The organism is uncultured Pseudoxanthomonas sp. (genome assembly GCF_947498795.1).
In the GTDB taxonomy this organism is placed as follows: Bacteria; Pseudomonadota; Gammaproteobacteria; order Xanthomonadales; family Xanthomonadaceae; genus Pseudoxanthomonas_A.
In genome coordinates, this window is the sequence record NZ_CANMLQ010000004.1 from 319,722 (window position 1) to 340,601 (window position 20,880).

Genomic DNA, 20,880 nt, shown 5'->3' on the forward strand with positions numbered 1-20,880 from the left:
TGCTTGCTGGGGAAGGGAGGGTCATCGTCCACTCCGGCAGGTCAGGAAAATGTCGTGGTCCGGCCGGTAGAGGGCCGTCTTCACGTCGGTCAGGCCCAGCATCGTGTGGAACAGGTCGTCATGGCTGCGCTGGCCGGCCGCCTGGCGGCGCAGGCAAGTGTCGTCCAGACCGGTCGCCTTGCGCCAGCCTTGGGAGAACCAGGCGACCATCGGCACCTGCAACTGCTCGCGGGGGGCGATCGAATACGGCATGCCGTGCAGGTACAGCCCGTTCTCGCCCAGTGACTCGCCATGGTCGGAGACGTACAGCAGGGCCGTGTCGTAATCCCCCATGCCGGCGAGCGCATCGATGGCCCCGGCCAGTACGTGGTCCGTGTAGCGCAGCGCATTGTCGTACGCATTGACGATCTGCGCCCGCGAGCACCGGCCCAGGTCCGAGGTCTCGCAGACGGGCTGGTACACCTTGAAGGAGGGCGGATAGCGTTCGAAATACGTGGGTCCGTGGTTGCCCAGCATGTGCAGCACGATCACCTGATCGCCCGCGTTGCGGCGCGCCGCGTCTGCGAGGCCGGTGAGCAGGATGCCGTCTTCGCAGCGCTTGCCGTCGCACAGCGCGGGGTCGTTGCGTGCGTGCAGGTCTTCCACCGGCAGTCCGTTGCATACGCCCTTGCAGCCGGACTGGTTGTCCCGCCACAGCGTGGCCACGCCCGCACGCTGCAGCACGTGCAGCAGCGACTGGTGCCCGCGGATCTCCTTCTCGTCATAGTGCTCGCGCCCGTACGGCGAGAACATGCAGGGCAGCGATACCTCGGTGCTGCTGCCGCAGGCGGCGACATGGGGGAAATTGAGTACGCCGCGCCGCGCCAGCTCCGGCGTGGTCTGGCGCGCGTAACCGTTGAGGCCCCAGTTGGCGGCGCGGGCCGTCTCGCCTACGACCAGCACCACCAGGCGGGGGCGGCGCATGGTGGCGGCCGGCGACTGCACGGCGTCTTCGCCGATCGGCAGCTGCAAGCGCGCCTTGCCCGGCGCCTCCTCGCTGACCACCTTGGCCAGCGATACCAGCACGTTGGCGGGCGTGACCAGGTAGCGTACTTCGCGCTGGTTGCGCAGGAAGGCGGTGAGCGGCTGGATCGAGGGCAGCACGCCGAGCGCGCCGACCACCACCATGCCGGCGAGGAACAGCACGCGTGCCAGCAACGTGCGCGACCACGTGCGGGGACGCAGGCGCACGCGCCACACCACGAGCAGCGCGGGAACGGATGCCAGCAGCGGCAGCACGGCATCGGCGCCGGCCAGGTCGCTCGCCTCGCGCCAGTCGGTGTGCAGCACGTTGCGGACCATGTCGGCATCGATGTAGATGCCGTAACTGGCCATGTAGTGGCCGGCCAGGGCCGCCACCACCACCAGCACCGACAGCACCCAGCGGGCGGTATGTCGCCAGACCAGCACCGACAGCCACACGCCATGCACGGCGGTGACCAGGAGGAACAGCGACAGCGTCCACATACCGTGCGTCCACGGCTGGGGTGCGGCGGCGCGCCAGAATTCCGCGTTTGCGAACAGGCTGAAGTACAGGCACGCGAACAGGATCAGCGTTTCCGTGTGCAGTCGCGGCCGCACGGCGAGCAGGGCAAGCAGGCGTTGCCCGCGCGAGCCGGCGTGCGCGTGCTCGACGACCGACGCGCTCATGCCTGCGTCTCCCGCGGGGCCGATGCGGACAGGGTGTTCACGCCCCAGGCCACCGTCCAGCACACCGCCAGGCTGGCGATGTCGTGCGAGAGGAAATGCGCCCCGCGCAATTGCTGTGCTGCACCGAACACGGCACCGGCCACCAGGCCGACGGCGAGCCCGGCCCGGCGCCAGCGCGGTGCCACCTGCGACAGGAAGAAATACAGCGCCACCCAGGCATAGCCGCCCGCGGCATGTGCGGCGGGAAAACACGCGGCGGGCGGCATCGTCGCGGGCCGTGCTTCGAACAACGCCACGAACGCCCGGTCGCCTCCCAGGCCTGCCAGGTCCCAGGGACAGTCCATGTGGGTCAGGGCCTTCAACGCGGCCACGCAGGCCACCGATGCGAAGACCGACAGCAGCAAGCGCGCCGCCGGCCGCGTCCACGCCTGCGACGCCGGCGAACGCCAGTGCAGCAGCGTGGCGACGAGCACGCCGGCCCAGGCCGCCTGGCTCAGGAGCCGACCGCCACGATGCAGCGCCGCTTGCAGCAGCACGCTGCGCTTGAGCGACCAGACGTCGCCTTCCCAGTGGAACAGCCCGTGGGCCACCGCCAGGTCCACATGGCGTGCGAGCCACCACGCGAGCAGCAGCACCGGCAACGACCACGGCAACCGCCACGACAGTCGGGCAAGGGAACGCGAGAGGGGGCGGACCGGGAAGGACGACATGCGGCAGGCGGCGAGCGGAACGTGCACGCATGCTGGTGGCGGTTACGTCGTAGCGCGGTCGGACGCGCGTCGGAGCCGCGTTAAGAGACGCACGAGAACGGGCGTGCGAGCGTCCCGGGTTGCCGCCGATTCAGTCTTCGCTGACGTCCGCCGACCAGTCGGTCGGGACCTCGCAGCCCGGGATCCATGCCGCGCTCGGGGCCAGAATCCATGCGCGCCGGTTGGATGCACCGATGTCCACCACCTTCGCCGGGTCCAGGCAGGGTCCGATGGCTTCCTTGCGCAGGAACAACCAGCGCTGCGCAGGTGCTTCCAGCAACCACGCATGCGCGTACTGCCATTGCGCGGCCCAGGGTTGCTTGAAGCCGAAGTCGGTGACCGGGCGGTCGGCCTGCAGCAGGTGCTGTTCGCGCCACCCCAGCATGGCCAGTTCTGCCTGGGGGCCGATCCGTTCACCGACCCGCTGCATCAGGGCCTTCGCCGAACTGTCGGGACTGAGCGCCGGCATGAAGCCCATGCCATACGCCGTCCACAGCGCCGCGGTGACCGCGACCAGTGCCACGGCCACCCGTCGTCGCGCCGCGACCATCACCACGACCGCCACGGCCGCGAAACCGGCCAGCCATCGCCCCAGCTGCGCCACTGTATCCATGTCCATGCCGCGGCCATCGACCAGCGCATGCACGCGCGCCGGCGACGCGGTGAGCAGCCACAGCCCCAGTCCACCGGCGACCGCCACGAGCACCGCCAGGTACGACCACAGCACCGTCCGCACGCCGCGTCGGCGCAGCAACCCGGCCAGCAACGGCGACGCCGCCACTGCCAATGCCGGCAGCATGGGGAAGACATAGACCTCGCGCTTGCCCGGGCTGGCACTGAAGAACACCAGCACCAGCACCGCCCAGCCCAGCAGCAGCGCATGCCGGGGGTCCACGCGGCGCAGGCGTCGCCACCACGCCGGCACCAGCCAGGGTGCCAGCAGGACGCCCGGCAGCCACAGCGTCAGCATCGTCTGCAGGTAGTACCAGGCCGGCTTCACGTGGTGCCAGGCACTGGCATAGCGCGTGCCGGTCTGCTTGAAGAGCATTTCGCGCGCGTACGCGTGCAGCGCGGGATCGGACGAGGTCAGCGCAACCGACAGCATCGGCACCAGCCACACCCCGGCGCCGGCGATGAAGCCCGCCACGCCCGCCAGCGCGCGCACGCCACGATGCGGCGGCAGCGCGCGGCGCGACCTCCACCGCACCCACAGCCAGGGCACGAAGACCAGCAGCGGCAGGAAGCCCACGCCCTTGGTCACCGTGCCCAGCCCCGCCGCGAAGGTGCCCAGTGCCAGCAGCCACGCGCGCGGCGTTTCCAGCAGGTAGCGCATCAGCGCCCACAGCGACAGCGTGGTCATGCCCACCAGCACCATGTCGATCTGCGCCCGTTTGGCCTGCAGCGCGAACTGCAGGCACACGAACAGGCCGAACACCGCGTAGGGCACGGCGCGGCGGCCCCACAGCCGGCGCGCCAGGTCGCCAGACAGCCACAGCGTCAGCAAGGCCGCCAGCAGCGAGGGCAGCAGGAAGGCAACGTGCCAGTCGCGCACCAGCAGATAGCTGGCCGCCTGCAGCCACATGAAGGTCGGGGGCTTTTCCGCGTACAGCTCGATGCCCCGGTGCGGGAACAGCCATTGCCCGCTCTCGACCATCGTCCGCGCCGCCAGCACGAAGCGCGGCTCGTCGGCCGGCATCGGTTCGCGCAGGCCCAGGCCCGCCAACAGCGCCCACACCACCAGGGCGATCAACAACGGGGTCTGCCAGCGGGGGGCGTCTCGGAGCGGCGTCGGTCGCATCGGCGGGGTCGGCGGTCGGCAGTCGGGCGCATGATCGTGGATCATGCGGCGTAAGAGAACCGTCGGAGTTCCGACGGCGTTTCGACGTCCGGCCTGCGATGCTGCCGGTCCTCCTCCCTTCGCGCGGGCCCTGCCGATGCGGCTGCTGGTGATCGAAGACAACCGGAACCTGGTCGCGAACCTGTTCGACTACTTCGAGGCGCGCGGCCACACCCTGGACGCGGCGCCCGACGGCGTGACCGGCCTGCACCTGGCCGCCACGCAGGCGTACGACGCCGTCGTGCTGGACTGGATGCTGCCGCGGCTGGAGGGCCCGGAGGTCCTGCGCCGGTTGCGCGAGGACCATGCCTCCGACGTGCCGGTCATCATGCTGACGGCGCGCGACGAACTGCCGGACAAGATTTCCGGTTTCCGCGCGGGGGCCGACGACTACCTGACCAAGCCGTTCGCGTTGCCGGAACTGGAGGTCCGCCTGGAGGCGTTGCTGGCGCGCGTGCAGGGCCGGCAGCGGCGCAAGCTGCTGCAGGTGCACGATCTGACCCTCGACCTGGCCACGCTGGAGGTCATGCGCGCCGGACAGGCGCTGCACCTGTACCCCGCATGCCGCAAATTGCTGGAAACGCTGATGCAGGCGAGTCCGGCGGCCGTCACCCGCCAGCAACTGGAACATGCCCTGTGGGGCGACGATCCGCCCGACGGCGACATGCTCCGTTCGCACATCTATGAACTCCGGCGCAGCGTGGACGGCCCGTTTCCGGTCAAGCTGATCCATACGCTTCCCCGCACCGGCTACCGGCTCGCCGTGCCCCACGGGGCGACGGAGGCATGAAGCGCCACCGCAGCCTGAGCGGGCAGATCCGGCGGCTGCTGGGCGGCTACGCCGTGCTGCTGGCCGCGGTGATCCTGCTGGTCTTCGCGGACGACTTCCTCGAGGACCGGGTCTGGAAGTCGCTGCTCCACCGGGAGATCGCCGAACACCTCGCGCGCCGGCAGGCCGATCCGCACCATCGCTGGCAGGACACGGACGCCGTGCAGCTCTACGGCGTGCCCGGCCGTCCGCCGCCGCCGGGCCTGTCGATGCTGCCTGCGGGCGTCCATGACGACTTCTGGTTCGACGGGCGCGAAAACGTGGTGCTGGTCGAGCGCGTGGACGGCGTGCAGTACTTCGTCGTGCGCGACATCACCGGGATCGAAGCCATCGAGGACGCGCTGATCATCGGCTCGCTGGGGCTGGCGCTGGTCATGCTGGTGGTGATCGGCGTCATGGTGGCGCGCGGCGTAGGCAATTCGTTGCGGCCGCTGTCCGACCTGGCCGACGACATCGATGCACTGTCGCCCGACCGCGCGGGCCAGCGCATCGTGGTGACGCAGGACGCCAGTGCGGAGCTGCACGTCATCACCAATGCGCTCAACGACTACCTGCGGCGCCAGGACGCTTTCGTCGAGCGCGAGCGCGTCTTCATCGACACCGCCAGCCACGAGCTGCGCACGCCCATCGCCGTCATCGCGGGCGCCAGCGAGCTTGCGCTGGACCAGGCGGGACTGCCCGCGCCCGCTCGCCAGCAGGTGCAACGCATCCACCGCACCGCGCGCGACGTGGAACGGCTGATCGGCTTGCTGCTGGCCCTGGCGAAGGATCCGGCACGCCTCTCGCGCGCCACGGAAGTCGTGCCGTTGCACGAGCTGCTCCCCGACATCATCGACGACCACCGCCACCTGATGGCAGGCAAGGACCTGTCGGTCGTCATCGACGCGCTCGCGCCATGCAGCGTGAGCGCGCCGTTGCACATCGTGCAGGCCGCGATCGGCAACCTGCTGCGCAATGCCATCGAGAACAGCGACAGGGGCCAGATCCACGTGGCGCTGGACGCGGACGCCACCGTCACCGTGCAGGATCCCGGCCATGGCATGACGCCGGAAGAGATCAGCCGCATCTATGCGCACCTGGCGCGGGGCGGCAGCCGCGAGGGCGGCGGCATCGGCCTGGACCTGCTGGCGCGCCTGTGCGAACACTTCGGGTGGACACTGTCCATCCAGTCCGCCCCGGGTCGCGGCACGATCAGCCGCCTGCGGATCGCGCGTTGACGCCGGGCTTCGCCGGCACGCGCTAGCATCGTCCCGCCTTTCCCGGAGGACACCGTCATGAAGCGGCCGTTGTTCTGCCTGTCCCTGGTGCTGCTGTCGGCCTGCAAGCCCTCGGCACCGCCCGCGCCCCCTGCAACGCCGGCCTCCACGCCTCCGGTCGCGGCGGCGCCCGTGGCACCCCCCGCACCCACGCCTGCGGCCGAAGTGCCCGCATTGTCACCGCCATCGTTCGATTGCGCCAAGGCGCAGTCGGCCGCCGAGCGGTTGGTCTGCGGCGACGCCGAACTCGCCGCGCTGGATCGGCAACTGGCCAGGCGTTACGCCGACGCGAGGGACACGGACCCTGCCACGCAGCGCGGCTGGGCCAAGGGGCGCGACGACTGCTGGAAGGCCGATGACCTTCGCCTGTGCGTGCTGGAGTCCTATCGGACGCGGCTGGTCGAGCTGGCCATCGCGGCGCCCGGCGTCGTGGTGCCGAAGACCGTGGAATACCGATGCAGCGACAACCGCCTGCCTTTCACGATGGTGTACTACAACGACATCGATCCGCAGGCGGCGGTGATGACCTGGGGCAACGACCAGGCGATCGTGTTCCCGCAACCGGCCGCCAGCGGTGTGAAGTACGGCCGCGTCGGCATTGAGTACTGGGAGCACCAAGGCGAAGCGTCAGTCGATTTTTTCGGCAACAAGCTGACCTGCAAGCCGATGGAATGACGACCGCTGACGCGCCCGCCGGCGTGGCGGGCGCGTCCGTGCCGCGTCGGCGCGGTCAGCGCACGCGGCGGTAGCGGACTTCGTTCTGGCGATCGCCGACCTGCGTGGTCACCAGGCCATCCCGCGACGGGTCGATGTCGAACGCGGTATTCCCCACGTTGAGCCGGCCGTCGTTGATCCAGCCGTCGACCGTCTGGTCGCGCGTGCGGGCCGTGGCGCGGCCATCCGCGGTGATCGTGAGGGTGACGTCGCGGTCGTACACCGCGTTGTAACCCTCGAACGTGCCGATCATCCACGACGGCACGTACGAGCTGTGCCGGGCACCCTGGTAGCGGTCGTCGTCGTACTTGTCGTCCTTCTTGTTGGCGTTGTGTGCGATCGCGCCGAGGATCGCCGCGCCAATCAGCACGCCCGCCGCGACCTTGGCGTCATGGTCGTCGCCGTGGTGTCCGGACGAGCTGGTGTGCACGCGGAAGGTCGCCCGGCAGCCATCGTCCACCCAGATCTCCCGACGGTTGTAATCCCAGGTGCGGCCTTGCGTGCAGGACGTAGTGGATAGCTGCCGGTCGAGCGTGACGTAGCCCGCGGTGGTGATCGAACAGCTCTGGTAGCGATCATTGCGGCTTTCGCAGGTCACGTAGTCGTCGGCACGGGCATCGGCGCCCCAGAGGCCGGCACCGGCGAGACAGACGGACAGCAGGAGGCGCGTGCGTTCCATGACGGGTCCTTCGTGTGATGGTGGGAGGGCGCGGCTCCCCCGGCCGCGGCGACACGATACCGTGCTCCCCTGCGGACGGGAGACGGAATGGCCGACCGTCCGTCAGCCGTCCGCCGTCCGCTGCTGCCTGATGGCCAGCACGCGCGCCGCCTGCAGGGCTTCGCCGATCTGCACGCCCGTCATGCCCTCGCGCACCACATCGCGCGCGCCGACCCGCAATGCGGCCTGGTGCAGGCGCACCAGTGCACGCCCCTGCGGATAGTCGGCCTGCCGCTGTCCCCCGCGGCCACGCTTGTCCGCTTCGCAGACCGTCGCCAGCCACGGGATGCGTTCGGGTCGCCGGAATGCATCGCAGCGGGTGAGCAGTTCCACCACGGTGGCGTCGCGCAGCTCGGCGAGGCGGTGCACGTTGAGGTGCTCGCGGCATGCCATCACGGCCAGTTCGCGGTAGTCCACCGGCACCTTCAGTCGTTCGCACAGTGCCATCACCGGCTTCACCCCGGCATGTTCATGGCCGATGTGCTTCGGCAGTACCGCGGCCGGCGTCAGGGCCTTGCCCAGATCGTGCACCAGCGCGGCGAAGCCGATGCGCGCATCGCCCGGCGCGAGTTCCGCCGCCATGTCGCTGACCATTTCCTGGTGCACGCCGGTATCCACCTCCGGGTGGTATTCCGCGCGCTGCGGCACCCCATACAGCGCATCCACTTCCGGCAGCACCACCGCCAATGCGTCGCAGGCGCGCAACGTGGACAGGAAGGTGGAGGGCGTCGTGGACGCCAGCGCACGTCGCAGTTCCTGCCACACGCGCTCGGGCACCAGCGCCTCCAGTTCGCCGCTGGCCACCATCGCGCGCATCAGCGCCATCGTCTCAGGCGCGATCGTGAAACCCAGTGATGCAAAGCGCGCCATGAAGCGGGCCGCGCGCAGCACGCGCAGCGGATCTTCGGCGAAGGCCGGGCCCACATGCCGCAGCACGCGCGCCGCGATATCGCGCGCGCCGCCGTAGGGATCGACGAGCGCGCCGTCGTCGTCCTGGGCAATGGCGTTGACGGTGAAGTCGCGCCGCAACAGGTCTTCTTCCAGCGTTACCGAAGGGTCGGCATCGACGACGAACCCGCGATAGCCGCGGCCACTCTTGCGCTCCGTGCGCGCAAGCGCATGCTCTTCGCCCGTGTCCGGATGCAGGAATACAGGGAAGTCGCGTCCCACCGCCTTGAAGCCGAGGTCTTCCATCTGCGCCTGCGTCGCACCCACCACCACCCAGTCCCGGTCGCCGGGCGCCAGGCCGAGCAACCGGTCGCGCACCGCGCCGCCGACGAGATAGGTCTTCATGCCGGCATGATGCCGGATCCGGAGCGCGATGCGGGATTGCTTCAGGAGCTACGCGAGTCGCGACCGCGACCTGTGCAGGCCATCAGCCCGACGATCGTGCGCGATGATCCGCTGACAACGCGACTTCCCGATGCGGGACGTGGGCCGTCGTCCTGTTTCCGCGGTCGCGACTGACGTCGCTCCCACAGGGGCGCAGCGTCATCAGCTCTTCGGCATCTGTGCTGTCGGGCAGGTGAAGGCCTTGCGCTTGGCCTGCACGCGACCCATCAGGCGGTCGCTGACCGGCAGGGCGCTGCCGTTGAGGCGCCAGTCGTAGATCACGCTGAAGGCCAGCACGCGCGCGACGTACTCGCGCGTTTCCTTGTAGCTGATCGTCTCGATCCAGACGTCGGGATCGAAGCCCGGCCGCTGCGACTGCCAGCGTGCCGTCGGCGCCGGCCCCGCGTTGTAGGCGGCGATGGCGACATAGGGCACGGCGTACTTGTCTTCCATCTCGCGCAGGTAGGCGGTGCCGATGGCGATGTTGGTGTCGGCGTCGTACAGGCTGGCCGCGCCCGCGTAGGGAATGCCCAGGCGCTTGGCGACGCCCGCACCCGTGGAGGGCAACACCTGCATCAGGCCCATGGCGTTGGCGCCCGATCGTGCCTTCGGGTTGAAGATGCTCTCGGCACGGATCTCCGCGGCGACCCAGGCCGGATCGATGCCGTGCTTCGCGGCTTCGCGCTTGATGGTGTCCTCATGGTGCAGCGGGAAGCGCAGCCGGTACAGGCGCTGCTCGTCGGGCTGTTTGCCCAACGAGAACACGGCACGGTCGAACCAGCCATTGTCCTGCGCCACCTGCACCGCGATGCGGCGCTGGGTATCGTCGAAGCGGGACAGCGCCTCGTTCCATTCGGCCGTCGCCCAGCCCGGACGCTCCAACTGCCAGAGTTCCATCGCCCGAACGACGGCGGGGTCGCGCGCCACGGCTTGCACGGCGGTGGCGGGGTCGTTCGGGATCCAGGCGCACAACGCGTAGGGCTGCTCCAACCGATCGGCGGCGAGGAAGCCATGGAAGGTCGGGCTGCCCGCAGTCTCCCGGTAAAGACGCTGTGCGGCGGCCCGGTCGCCGGTCTTCTCGCTCATGCGGGCTTCGAAATACCGCCAGCGCGAATCGCTGCGCTGCGCCGGTGGCATCTTCTTCAGCGCCACGAGCGCCGAGGGCCAGTCGCCGCGCGACAGTGCCTCGCGTACACGCCATTCGTGGAGGCGCTCGTCGTAGGAAGACTCGGGTACGTTGCCCAAGCGGCGCGCGGAATCCGGTCCGTAGGATGCGACCGTCCACAAGGCGATCTGGTACAGCACCTGCCCGCGCTCGTCGGGGCCCATGCCCAGCGCGTCGGCGTATTGCGGCAGCATGCGCTCGGCCGTGTCGGGATCGTTCTGTGCGAGTCTCGACAGGCCGTGGGCCGCCATGCGGCGGCTGCGGTCGGTCTTCGGCCAGTTCATCGCGCGAGGATGGACGGCATCGATGAAGGCGGCATAGTCGTTGGCGAGTGCGGCCTCGTCGCCGGGCAGGCCACGCGCCGCGCTGCGCATCACGCCGGTCTGGCGCTCGGCCGCGGCCGCATCGATGCGCTCCCAGCGCAGCGCCGGCGCCAGCGCGCCCTGGCTCGCCAGCACATTGAAGACGGGGTCGCACCCATCCGGAAGCGACTTCGCGCCTTTCCGCCAGAGCGCCTGCGCCTGTTCGGTCCACGCGGCATCGATGCGTCCGGTGGCCTGGCGCGCCTGCAGGTGGGCGCACTGCAGGGCGACGCTGTCGGCCGGTTTCCATGCGGCCAGGAACGTCGGCCAGTCCTGGCGGCGCGCCAGGGCCGCCAGCCACAGGCTGCGGAGTTGCGAGGCGACGGCCTGGCCTTCGTAGCGCGCGAGGAAGGCCTGTGCCTGCGACGTGGATATCGCATCGGGGTCGCGGCGCAGGGCCGCGAACTCGAGCCATCCGTACAGGGGGTGGCGGGTAAGCGACGACGCGGTGCCGGCATCGAAGCGACCGGCCTCGGCCGCGGCGAGCGCATCGCGCATCGCGGGACGTTGTGCGTCGAGCGACTGCGCGCGCGAGAAGGGTGCGTTGCACAGCCCGGCGATGGCAACGAGTACGATGAAAGTCGTGGATCGGATCATGCCGGGACTATACCCAAGCCGGCTGAACGTCCACGTAGACAACGCGTCACAGCGAGGTGCTGATTGGAAGGTGTCTGGATTTTTCCGTTGCTCGGCGTGCTGGCCGGCATTCTCGCGGGCCTGCTCGGCATCGGGGGCGGCCTGGTCCTGGTCGCCGCACTCGCGTGGATCCTGCCCCTGCACGGGATCCCGAAAGACGCGGCGATGCATGCCGCGCTCGCGAGCTCACTGGCGAGCATCGTGTTGACCGCATCGTCGTCGGCGTACTCGCATCATCGTCGTGGCAGCGTGCTGTGGCCGACGGTGGCGTGGATGGTGCCCGGCCTGTTGCTGGGTGGTTGGGTCGGCAGTGGCCTGGCGGTGCACCTGGACGACGACGTGCTGCGCTGGATCGTCGCCGGCTACTGCTTCATCGCCGGCGCGCAGATGATGTTCGGCGGCAACGCGCATCCGGAAGGACGTGGTGTGGCCGCGCCGCGCGGCCCGGTGATGAGCGCGGCCGGATCCCTGATCGGCGCGGTATCGGCGGTCGTCGGGATCGGCGGCGGCAGCATGACGGTACCGCTGCTGGTCTGGCGTGGCGTGCAGCCCGTGCGGGCCGTAGGCACCTCCAGCGCGTGCGGCGTCGCCATCGGCATCGCCAGCGCGGTGGGGTATGCGGCGCATGCACCCGCAGGCGCATTGCCCGCGCACGCGGTCGGCTACATCTACCTTCCCGCCGCCATCGGGGTCGCCATCGCGTCCGTACTCGCCGCGCCGTACGGCACGCGCCTTGCGCATCGCATCGGCGGCAAAGCCTTGAAGCGGGTGTTCGCGGTTTTCATGGTGGTGATGGGGATCGCGATCATCGCGAGCGGGTGAGTCGCGGGTCCACGCCAGGGCTGTCCCGCCCCTTCCTCAGGCTACCGGGGATGCAATGGAAGAGGCCGGCGCAACGCCGGCCTTTCCGTGTGGTGGCCACGACCTCGATCCACACCCGGGCGGGCGGCTCGGCACCGGCTGCGACGATGGGTCGCGGCCTCAGCCGAGGCCTGCGGCTTGAAAAATAAGACTCATTCGCATTTAATGGCCGCAGAGCCTTCGGGCCCTTGCGACCCGATGCGTCGGCAAGGGCTCGGGCAGCCACGGCGGTGAGATTTGGCCCCGTGCTGTTCTCCGGCGCTGCCCTCCCCCTCCCCCAGGCCCCTCCATGCTTCGTCCGATTTCGTCCCATCCCCTGGTTCGCCCTGCACAGCGTTCCGGCCCCGCACCCCGAAGCGCGCGCCTGCCGGCGGCACTCGCGGCCGCGCTGTTGAGCGCATCCGGCGTTGTCATGGGTTCGCCGCAAGCGGCGACGTCGTCCACCGCCAGTAGCAGCGCCACCGACCTGGACGCGGTGCTGGTGGTCGGCCAGCGTGCCAACCGCGTCAGCAACGGCGCGACCAACCTGGATCTGGCCATCAAGGAGACCCCGCAGTCGATCAGCGTGGTCAGCAGCGAACAGATGGCGCAGTTCGGCGCCGACAGCCTCAACGATGCGCTGCGCCTGGCCACCGGCATCCAGGTCGAGGAATGGGAAACCAACCGCACCAACTATCTGGCGCGTGGCTTCGAGATCAAGAGCACGCAGATCGACGGCGTCGGCATGCCCAACGACTGGGGCATCGCCACCGGTGCGATGGACGCCTTCGGCTACGAGAAGCTGGAAGTCATCCGTGGCGCGAACGGCCTGCTCACCGGCGTCGGCAATTCGGCCGGCACCCTCAACTACGTGCGCAAGCGTCCGACCAACGAGGCTGAAGGCCAGGTCGGCGTGAAGGTCGGTTCGTGGGGCGAGCGCCGTGTCGAGTTCGATTATTCGATGCCGTTCAACGAGAACGGTACCTGGGCCGGTCGCGTGGTGTTCGCGCGGGAGGAAGGCGACTCCTACCTGCGCGACCTGGAGAACGAGCGCACCTTCGGTTACGCGGTGATCGATGGCCAGGTGGGCGAAAACGGCACGCTGGCGTTCGGCTATTCGTGGCAGCAGGCCGATACCACCGGCAACATGTGGGGCGCGCTGCCGTTCGTGAACACCGATGGCACGCAGCCCTCGTGGGACGTGGGCGCCTCGACCACGGTGGACTGGGCCTACTGGGACACCAACACCCAGACCGCCTTCGTCGAATACACGCACCAGCTGGGCGAAGACTGGCGACTGAAGGCGACCTACAACCGGCGCAAGGGCGAGAACGACGACGAGCTGTTCTTCGCGTACTCCCTTACGGGTCTCGATCCGGTCACCGGCACGGGTCTGCTGGGCTGGGCCTACAAGGGCCAGGACGAGCTGACGTCGGATCTGGTGGACCTGAGCGTCAACGGCCGCTTCCAGCTGTTCGGTCGCGAGCACGAGGCGATGTTCGGCCTCAGTCAGGCGGAGAGCGAGCAGGCATACTGGATCAATCCCGCGCCATCCGATTCGCCGGCGTTCGGCGCGCTTCCCGGTTTCCCGTACGCGGGCGATGCCGTGCCGGAACCCGCCTGGGGTGCCCGCGAACGGTCGAGCTTCTTCAACCAGCGCCTGCGTCGTGCATTCGGCGCGACCCGCCTGTCGCTGACCGAGAACTTCAAGGCGGTGCTGGGCGTCAACTACGCCGAATACCACCGCGACGGCGCCAACGGTATCGAGCCGTTCGACGAAACCGAGAGCAACACCAGCCCGTACGCCGGCCTGACCTACGACTTCAGCGATGACGTGTTGGGCTACGTCAGCTATTCGGACATCTACCAGCCGCAGGACCAGCGCGACTTCGACGGCTTCTACCTGGCGCCGTCCAAGGGCGTGAACTACGAAGTGGGCGTCAAGGCCGAGTGGTTCGACAAGCGCCTGCTGACCACGCTGGCGTACTTCTCTGCCGAGCAGGAAGGCCTGGCGACCTTCGCCGGTTACAGCAGCGAGACCCTGATGAACTACTACGTGTCCAAGGACGTGGAGTCGAAGGGCTGGGAGTTCGAGGCCACGGGAAGGCTCGGCGATCGCACCGACCTGGTCTTCGGCTACACCCACCTGAAAATGGACGGGGAAGAGGGCACGCTGACCTACAACTGGGTGCCGCGCCGTACCGCCAACCTGATGCTCAGCACGCGCCTGCCTGCGTACGAGGCGGTGTCGTTCGGCATCGGCGGTCGCTGGCAGAGCGCCATCTCCAACGTGGAAAGCTACAGCGGCCAGACCGTGCGACAGGGCAGCTACACGGTGCTCAATGCATTCGCGGCGTGGGACTTCCTGGAGAACGCCACCGTGCGTGCCAACGTCGGCAACCTGATCGACGAGAAGTACATCAATACGCTGTACCAGATCGGCTACTACGGTGCGCCGCGGCACTGGTCGCTGAGCCTGGAATACCGGTTCTGATGACGTCCCGCCCCGACCATCCCTGGTAGCCGCCGCCACCATGTCCACGATCCCGCGTTCCATCGCTCCCCGTTCGCCACGCCTGCATCTGGCGGCGCGCATCGTGGCCGCCATCTTCGGCGGCTACGGCTTCGCCTGGGGCATCGTCGCCGCCGGCGCCAGCCTGATGTTCGCCGCCGGCATGGACTTCCACGATGCCGAGTTCCTCGCCAGCCTGTTCGGCGTGCTGGCGTTCCTGGCGGTGTTCCTGTGGACCTTCGCGGCGCGCCGGTTGTGGGTGGTGTGGACGGTGCTCGTGGGCGGTGGCGCCTTGCTGGCCGCCGTCGGTTCGTTCGTGCAATCGCGGCTGGTCTGAGGCCGGGGACGTCATCATGATGCAGAGCTTCCGCCAGGCGATGGCTTGGCTGCATACCTGGTTCGGCCTGGTCCTCGGCTTCGTGCTGGTGGCCGCATTCTTCTTCGGCGCGCTGTCGGTGTTCGACCGCGAGATCGACCGCTGGGCGATCCCGTCCACGCGCTTCGAACCGCAGCCGATGCCGTCGTACGAAAAGATCCTGCGCCCGGCGTTCGAGCGCATGCAGCCGCTGCCGGCCGCCGTGGATGCGATGCGCCCGCGCGTGGACGGCCCGATGCCCGAGCGCTTCGACACCGTGGTCAGCTGGAGTGCGTACACCACCCACCGCGATCCGGTGCTGCAGCTGTTCGCCGGCTACGAGGTGCCGAACGCGAAGGATCCGGAGGAAGCCATCTGGGCCGACGCCACCATCGACCCGCGCGACGGCACGCCGCTGCCGAACGACCGACTGAAGGTCGGCAGCGGCTTCTTCTATCCGATGCACTACGGCCTGACCCTGGACTGGAAGAACCTGGGCATCTGGATCGGCGGCTTCTCCGCCCTGATGATGCTGGTGGCGCTGGTCACCGGCGTGGTCATGCACCGCAAGATCTTCCGCGAGTTCTTCACCTTCCGGCCCGGCAAGGGCGGTCTGCGCAGCGTGCTGGACCTGCACAATCTGACCGGCGTGGTGGCGTTGCCGTTCCACTTCTTCTTCGCCTTCACGGGCCTGCTGATCTTCGCGGCGACGTACTACTTCCCGGTCGGTCACACGCAGCTGCACGACCTGCACGACCTGCATGCGGTGGTGGAAGCGCGCGAGACCGGCCTGCCGCACCTGCGTGCGGGCGTACCCGCCGGGCTCGCCGATGTCGATGCGATGGTGGCGGACGCGCAGCGGCGCTGGCAGGCGCAGGACAAGGCCGGCGATGTCGGCTTCCTGGTGCTGCAGCATGTCGGCGATGCGAACGGCTACATCAGCGTGTACCGCGCAGGCACCGACCGCATCGCGCTGGTCGGCGATGGCATCCACTACAAGGCGTCCACCGGCGAACTTATCCGCGAGGATCCGCCGCCAAGCGCGGCGGGCCGCGTCGCCGAATTCCTCACCGGCCTGCACCTGCAGCACTTCCGCCATTGGCTGCTGCGCTGGATGTACGTGCTGGGCGGCCTGCTCGGCGCGGTATGCATCGCCACCGGCTTCCTGTTCTTCGTCGAAAAACGCAAGCGGCAGCACGCGAGGCAGGGACAGCAGGGCGCGCGTGTGGTGGATGCGCTGGCGGTGACCACCGTCACCGGCATGGTGCTGGCGGCGCTGGGCATCCTGGTCGCGAACCGCCTGTTTCCCGAAGGGCTGCCCGCACGCGGCGACTGGGAGCGCTACGCTTTCTGGGGCACGTGGTCACTGGCGATGCTGCACGCGGCCTGGCGCAGTGCGCCGGTGGCCCGTGGCCTGCCGAACCCGGCGTGGCGCGAGCAGTGCGGCATGATCGCGCTGCTCGCGCTGGCGGCCATGCTGTTGAACTGGGCCACCACGGGCGACCATCTGGTGCGCACGATTCTCGCGGGCTACTGGCCGGTAGCGGGCGTCGACCTGGCACTGCTGTCGACCGCCGTGATCGCGGCGTTCACCGCGCGCCTGCTGAAGCAGCGTGCGTCGCTGCCTGCAGCGCATCGGGACATGGAGACGACGCATGCCTGAACCCGTGACCGCGGCCCTGCTCCTGCTGGCGGCGCTGGTGGCCAGCGCGGCCGGCATGGGATGGCTCGCCCTGTCCATGCCGGTGCATGCGCAGCAGGTCTGGAGCGCGGTGCCTGCCGGGTCGACGCGGCGCGCGCTGAAGATCGCCGGCGCGGTCGCCGTGGCCGTGGCGCTGGGGCTCTGCCTGGCGGTCGACCATGCCACCATGGCCAGTCTGGTGTGGGTGATGGGGCTCACCGCCGCCGCCGCGGGCGTCGCGATGACGCTCGCATGGCGGCCGCGCTGGCTGCGCGCGCTGGCGCCCTGGGTGCGGCGTCCCCACGCATAAGGCCGGGGCGCACCCCCAGCAACGGCGGAAGACTCCGCCCGTCCGCTCGCCGTGCTGCCCGCCGCCGCAGGAGTAGGATGGCGACAGGCGGGGGTACTGATCGAATGGATGCGCCGGTCGACAATGCACGTGCCGTGGCGTGGCCGGCGAGGATGGATCACCGGCGGCGTCGCCGCGCTTTCCATCTTCTGCTCGCGACCGGCTCCATCATGGTGCTGGTGGGACTGGGTTGGGGGGTGTTCTTCGCCTGGCGCGGGGAATGGGCGGTGGCGGCGATGGAGCTGGCGATGGCAGCACTGGGCGCCGGCGTGATCGTCATGGCGCGCCTGCATCGCCCGCGTGCGGCGTCGTGGGTGGCGTTCGTCGGCCTCACAGGCGTGCTGTGCTTCTTCTCCGCGTACCTCGACGTGCCCACCGCGCAGGCGCCCAGGACCAGCCATGTGTTCCTGCTGGTACTGGCGTTGTGCGGCCACCATGTGTTCCGCGACGAAAAGCCTTGGCTGCGTTACGGACTGGTGGTGGCGCTGCTGGTGCTGTTCGTCGTCTTCGCGGCCGCGCCCGTGACGACGCCTTCGTCGCTCGCGATCGCCGAGGACGTGCGGCGCGTCGGCATCTGGATCAATCTCGCCACCGCGGTGGCCAGCCTGCTGATCGTGGTGCGCCTGGCCGATTCGGACATCGCCGAGCACCGCGCGCTCCACCGCGCGCTGCGCGATGCACTGTCGCAGCGTCGCTTCGTGCTGCTCTACCAGCCACAGGTGGACGCGGCGGGGCGCATCGTCGGCGCCGAGGCCTTGCTGCGCTGGCACGATCCGCGGCGCGGCCTGATCCGTCCGGCCGACTTCATGCAGGCCGCCGAAGACAGCGGCTTCATCCTGCCGCTCGGGCACTGGGTGCTGCAGGAGGCATGCCGGCAGTTGGCGGTCTGGCAGGCGACACCCGCCCTGCGCCACGTGCGATTGTCCGTGAACATCAGTGCGTTGCAGTTGCGTCAGCCGGACTTCGTGCAGCACGTGGACGACGTGATGACGCGCAGCGGCATCCAGGCGGATGCGCTGACGCTGGAACTGACCGAGAGCGTGCTGGTGCACGACATGGAGGACGCCGTGGGAAAGATGCGCGCGCTGCACGCGATGGGCGTGCGCCTGTCGCTCGACGACTTCGGCGCGGGTTACGCCTCCCTGTCGTACCTTCGGGACCTGCCGTTCGCCGAAATGAAGATCGACCGCGCCTTCACCCGCGACGTCGTGCGCGACGCCCACGCGGCCACGATCACCCGCAACCTGCTGCAGCTGGGTCGCGACCTGGGCATCGACGTGATCGCCGAAGGCATCGAGCACGACGACCAGTTCGCCCTGCTGGGCGGGCAGGGCTGTGTGCTGTTCCAGGGCTACCTGTTCGGGCGGCCGATGGACGTGGCCGCCTTCACCGAGCGCATCGCATCGTCGTGAGGGGAGGGGATGCGCTCAGCGCAACGCGCTGTCCGGCACGTGGATATCCATCGCCAGCGCCAGGTGGTCCGAGTTGGCGGCAGGCATGGCGCGTGCGTTGTCGCCGCGCAGGCCTTCGCTGAGCAGGATATGGTCGATCGCGCGCAGCGGGCGCCAGCTGGGGAACGTGGGAACGCAGAACGCCGGCGGACGCAGGCGCGTGCGCTTGTAGAGCAGCTCCATCTCCGGCGTGTCGGGAACGCAGTTGAAGTCGCCCATCAGCACGGCGTGCGGGTGGTCCGACAGCAGCTCGCCGATGAAGGCCAGCTGCGACCTGCGCGAATTGGCGCCCAGCGACAGGTGCGCCACCGCCACGGTCAGGCCTTCGTCGCCGTCGCCGAAACGCGCCATCAGCACGCCGCGGCCGCCGATGCGGCCGGGGAGGCTGTGGTCGGTCACTTCCACCGGCTCCAGCTTGCTGAGCAGGCCGTTCGCGCTGCCGGCCACGCGCGCGACATTGCGGTTGGGCTGGTGCGTCCAGAAGTCGAAGCCGGCGCGCTCGGCGAGGTAATGCGTCTGGTTGGTGAAGCCCGAGCGCAGGCTGCCCGGGTCGGCTTCCTGCAGGCCGACGATGTCGTGTTCGCCGGCCAGCTGGGCGATGGCATCCAGGCTGCCGCGCTTGTTGCCCGCCGGCAGCGCATGCGACCAGCTGCGGGTGACGTAGTCGCTGTAGCGGCGCGTGCTGGAGCCTGCCTGGATGTTGGCGCTCAGCACGCGCAGCCGCCGCGTGGAAGAGGAGTCGGTCATGGAAGTGGGGGCTTCCGCGCCACTCAGCGCCGCGCGCGCTCCATCGCGACCAGGTGATCGGCGATGCGCAGCACGTCGGCGTAGGTCTGGCCGCCGGTGATGCGGTACCTGCCGTTGACGATGATGGTCGGCGTGCCTTCCACGCCGCTGTTCTTGGCGAACTGCATGCCGCGGCCGACCTGGGCATTGGTCCCGAAGCTGTTCATCAGCGACACGAACTCCTTCGCGTCGACGCCGTACTGGGCGTACCACTGCGCGATCTGGGCCGGATCCGCCGGCGGCTTGCCTTCGCCCGGCAGCGTGCGCTGCAGGTGGATGGCGCTGAACACCGCATCGTGGGTCTTGTCGACCAGGCCCTTCGCCTGGGCTGCGTAGAACGCCTTGCCATACGGGGCCCAGACGGGGCCGAACACCACCGGCACGTAGGTAACGCGCACGTCGGCCGGCTGCTTCTTCTTCCATGCCGACACTTCCGGCGCAAAGCGCGCGCAGGCCGGGCAGACGTAGCCGAATACCTCGACCACCTCGACCTGGCCGTTGAGCGGAGCGTAGGGCTGGCCGTTCGGGATCTCGACGTAATCCTTGCCTGCGACCGGCGCCGGACCCTGCGGCGGAACGATCGGGTTGGCACTGGCGGCAGTCGCGGCAGCGGTGCCGTCGGCGGGGGTGGTGGTCGCATCGGCCGGCGTCGCCGGTGCTTCGGCGGCGGGCGCCGTCACGGTCGCATCGGTCGCGGCGGCGGTTGCCTCGGGCGTCGGTGTCGTATCAGTGGAGGGCTTCGGCCCACAGGCCGCCAGCACGGGCAGCAGCAGGGACAGCATCAGGGCGTGGCGGGATTTCATCGCGCGAACTCCAGGGGATCACAGGAAAGAAGGTGCCGGCCGGGCCGGGGACATCGCATTCTGCATGGCGCCCGCAGCGGTCGCCATGACGGAATCATCACTTGCGCGCGCGCTCGCGGGCCACCAGGCGGTCGGCGATCTTCAGCATGTCGCTGTAAGTGCGTCCGCCGGTCACGCGGTACCTGCCGTTGACGATGAGCGTCGGCGTGCCCTCCACGCCGGCGCCGGCCACCCAGTCGCGGGCCTTGGCCAACTGCGCGTCTACGGCCGGTCCTCGCAGGGCGGCGACGAACTTCGCGCGATCGACGCCCTGGCTGGCATAGAAGTTGGCGATCTCGTCGACGGAGGCATTCTGGATCGGCAGCGCGCCGGTCTTGTGCAGGGCGTCGAACACCGCCTGATGGGTCCGCGGCTGCACGCCCAGTTGCTGGGCGGCGAAGAAGGCGCGGGCGTAGGGAATCCAGTAGCCACCGAAGGCGGCTGGAACGGGGGTCAGCTGCACATCGCGCGGCAGGGTCTTCTTCCACGCCACCAGCGTGGGTTCCAGATGGGCGCAATGGATGCAGGTGTAGCCGAAGACTTCGGCCACCTCGATCTTGCCCTTCACCGGCGCGAACGGCTGGCCCTCGGCGATCACCTCGTAGTCCTGGCCTTCGACCAGCGGCGCGGGGGCCGCGGGGGCGGCGAGCGCGGTGACCGGCAACAGGGCCAGCAGGGTGATCAGCACGGGCAGCAGGCGCGACGCCATCGGACTCTTCCTCTAGGGGCGGCGCCCGGTCGACGGGTCCGCGAAAAAGAAACGCCGGCCATGGTGGG

The 20,880-nt window shown here is 69.4% G+C and carries 18 protein-coding genes; 9 read left to right on the forward strand and 9 right to left on the reverse strand.

Features of this window, described 5'->3' with window-relative positions:
• Positions 1–21 precede the first annotated feature (21 nt).
• From Q0907_RS12500 to Q0907_RS12510, 3 genes are all read right to left on the reverse strand, one after another.
• Positions 22–1,689 carry a phosphoethanolamine--lipid A transferase gene (locus Q0907_RS12500; protein ID WP_299345156.1) on the reverse strand — a complete coding sequence of 556 codons (1,668 nt, stop codon included), beginning with the start codon at positions 1,687–1,689 and terminating at the stop codon, positions 22–24.
• Positions 1,686–2,399, reverse strand: coding sequence for a phosphatase PAP2 family protein (locus Q0907_RS12505; RefSeq protein WP_299345159.1), 714 nt, complete (start codon positions 2,397–2,399; stop codon positions 1,686–1,688). Before Q0907_RS12505 ends, Q0907_RS12500 begins: the two co-directional genes overlap by 4 nt.
• 130 nt (positions 2,400–2,529) lie before the next feature.
• Entirely contained in the window at positions 2,530–4,236 is a 1,707-nt protein-coding gene (locus tag Q0907_RS12510; RefSeq protein WP_343229814.1) for a glycosyltransferase family 39 protein, read from the reverse strand.
• Positions 4,237–4,372: 136 nt separating this feature from the next.
• Here Q0907_RS12510 and Q0907_RS12515 point away from each other — a divergent pair, with 136 nt between their 5' ends.
• Genes Q0907_RS12515 through Q0907_RS12525 form a run of 3 tightly spaced genes read left to right on the forward strand, consistent with a single transcriptional unit; the run spans position 4,373 to position 7,035 of the window.
• Complete coding sequence (locus Q0907_RS12515) at positions 4,373–5,065, forward strand: response regulator transcription factor (RefSeq protein ID WP_296281371.1); 693 nt, start codon at positions 4,373–4,375, stop codon at positions 5,063–5,065.
• Positions 5,062–6,321 (forward strand): HAMP domain-containing sensor histidine kinase, encoded by a 1,260-nt coding sequence (locus tag Q0907_RS12520; protein ID WP_299345162.1) that lies wholly within the window; start codon positions 5,062–5,064, stop codon positions 6,319–6,321. The genes Q0907_RS12515 and Q0907_RS12520 overlap by 4 nt, the downstream gene beginning before the upstream one ends.
• Positions 6,322–6,378: 57 nt before the next feature.
• A complete protein-coding gene (locus tag Q0907_RS12525) occupies positions 6,379–7,035 on the forward strand; it encodes an MliC family protein (protein ID WP_299345164.1) in 657 nt (218 codons plus the stop codon).
• 55 nt (positions 7,036–7,090) lie between these two features.
• Here the strand turns inward: Q0907_RS12525 and Q0907_RS12530 are convergent, their stop codons facing one another.
• The 3 genes from Q0907_RS12530 to Q0907_RS12540 form a co-directional block, all read right to left on the reverse strand.
• Positions 7,091–7,753 (reverse strand): DUF3011 domain-containing protein, encoded by a 663-nt coding sequence (locus Q0907_RS12530; RefSeq protein ID WP_299345167.1) that lies wholly within the window; start codon positions 7,751–7,753, stop codon positions 7,091–7,093.
• A gap of 102 nt (positions 7,754–7,855) precedes the next feature.
• Positions 7,856–9,085 (reverse strand): multifunctional CCA addition/repair protein, encoded by a 1,230-nt coding sequence (locus Q0907_RS12535; protein WP_299345170.1) that lies wholly within the window; start codon positions 9,083–9,085, stop codon positions 7,856–7,858.
• Between the two features lie 201 nt (positions 9,086–9,286).
• Positions 9,287–11,248 carry a transglycosylase SLT domain-containing protein gene (locus tag Q0907_RS12540; RefSeq protein WP_299345173.1) on the reverse strand — a complete coding sequence of 654 codons (1,962 nt, stop codon included), beginning with the start codon at positions 11,246–11,248 and terminating at the stop codon, positions 9,287–9,289.
• Positions 11,249–11,311: 63 nt separating this feature from the next.
• Between Q0907_RS12540 and Q0907_RS12545 the strand changes: the two genes are divergently transcribed.
• The 6 genes from Q0907_RS12545 to Q0907_RS12570 all read left to right on the forward strand — a co-directional run bounded on the left by Q0907_RS12545 (position 11,312) and on the right by Q0907_RS12570 (position 18,436).
• Positions 11,312–12,109: a sulfite exporter TauE/SafE family protein gene (locus Q0907_RS12545; RefSeq protein ID WP_299345175.1), complete on the forward strand. Its 798-nt coding sequence runs from the start codon at positions 11,312–11,314 to the stop codon at positions 12,107–12,109.
• A 451-nt stretch (positions 12,110–12,560) separates the two neighbouring features.
• A complete protein-coding gene (locus Q0907_RS12550) occupies positions 12,561–14,621 on the forward strand; it encodes a TonB-dependent siderophore receptor (protein WP_299345178.1) in 2,061 nt (686 codons plus the stop codon).
• A 40-nt stretch (positions 14,622–14,661) separates the two neighbouring features.
• Positions 14,662–14,976: an iron uptake protein gene (locus Q0907_RS12555; protein WP_299345181.1), complete on the forward strand. Its 315-nt coding sequence runs from the start codon at positions 14,662–14,664 to the stop codon at positions 14,974–14,976.
• A gap of 16 nt (positions 14,977–14,992) precedes the next feature.
• Positions 14,993–16,657, forward strand: coding sequence for a PepSY-associated TM helix domain-containing protein (locus tag Q0907_RS12560; RefSeq protein ID WP_299345183.1), 1,665 nt, complete (start codon positions 14,993–14,995; stop codon positions 16,655–16,657).
• Positions 16,650–16,985 (forward strand): DUF3325 domain-containing protein, encoded by a 336-nt coding sequence (locus Q0907_RS12565; protein ID WP_299345184.1) that lies wholly within the window; start codon positions 16,650–16,652, stop codon positions 16,983–16,985. Before Q0907_RS12560 ends, Q0907_RS12565 begins: the two co-directional genes overlap by 8 nt.
• Before the next feature lie 104 nt (positions 16,986–17,089).
• Positions 17,090–18,436 carry an EAL domain-containing protein gene (locus Q0907_RS12570; protein WP_299345186.1) on the forward strand — a complete coding sequence of 449 codons (1,347 nt, stop codon included), beginning with the start codon at positions 17,090–17,092 and terminating at the stop codon, positions 18,434–18,436.
• A 15-nt stretch (positions 18,437–18,451) separates the two neighbouring features.
• Here the strand turns inward: Q0907_RS12570 and Q0907_RS12575 are convergent, their stop codons facing one another.
• The 3 genes from Q0907_RS12575 to Q0907_RS12585 form a co-directional block, all read right to left on the reverse strand.
• Positions 18,452–19,222, reverse strand: a complete 771-nt coding sequence (locus tag Q0907_RS12575; protein ID WP_296281383.1) for an endonuclease/exonuclease/phosphatase family protein — start codon at positions 19,220–19,222, stop codon at positions 18,452–18,454.
• Positions 19,223–19,245: 23 nt separating this feature from the next.
• On the reverse strand, positions 19,246–20,064 hold the full coding sequence (locus Q0907_RS12580) for a thiol:disulfide interchange protein DsbA/DsbL (RefSeq protein WP_299345189.1): 819 nt from the start codon (positions 20,062–20,064) through the stop codon (positions 19,246–19,248).
• A gap of 97 nt (positions 20,065–20,161) precedes the next feature.
• On the reverse strand, positions 20,162–20,812 hold the full coding sequence (locus Q0907_RS12585; protein ID WP_299345191.1) for a thiol:disulfide interchange protein DsbA/DsbL: 651 nt from the start codon (positions 20,810–20,812) through the stop codon (positions 20,162–20,164).
• Between the last annotated feature and the right edge of the window lie 68 nt (positions 20,813–20,880).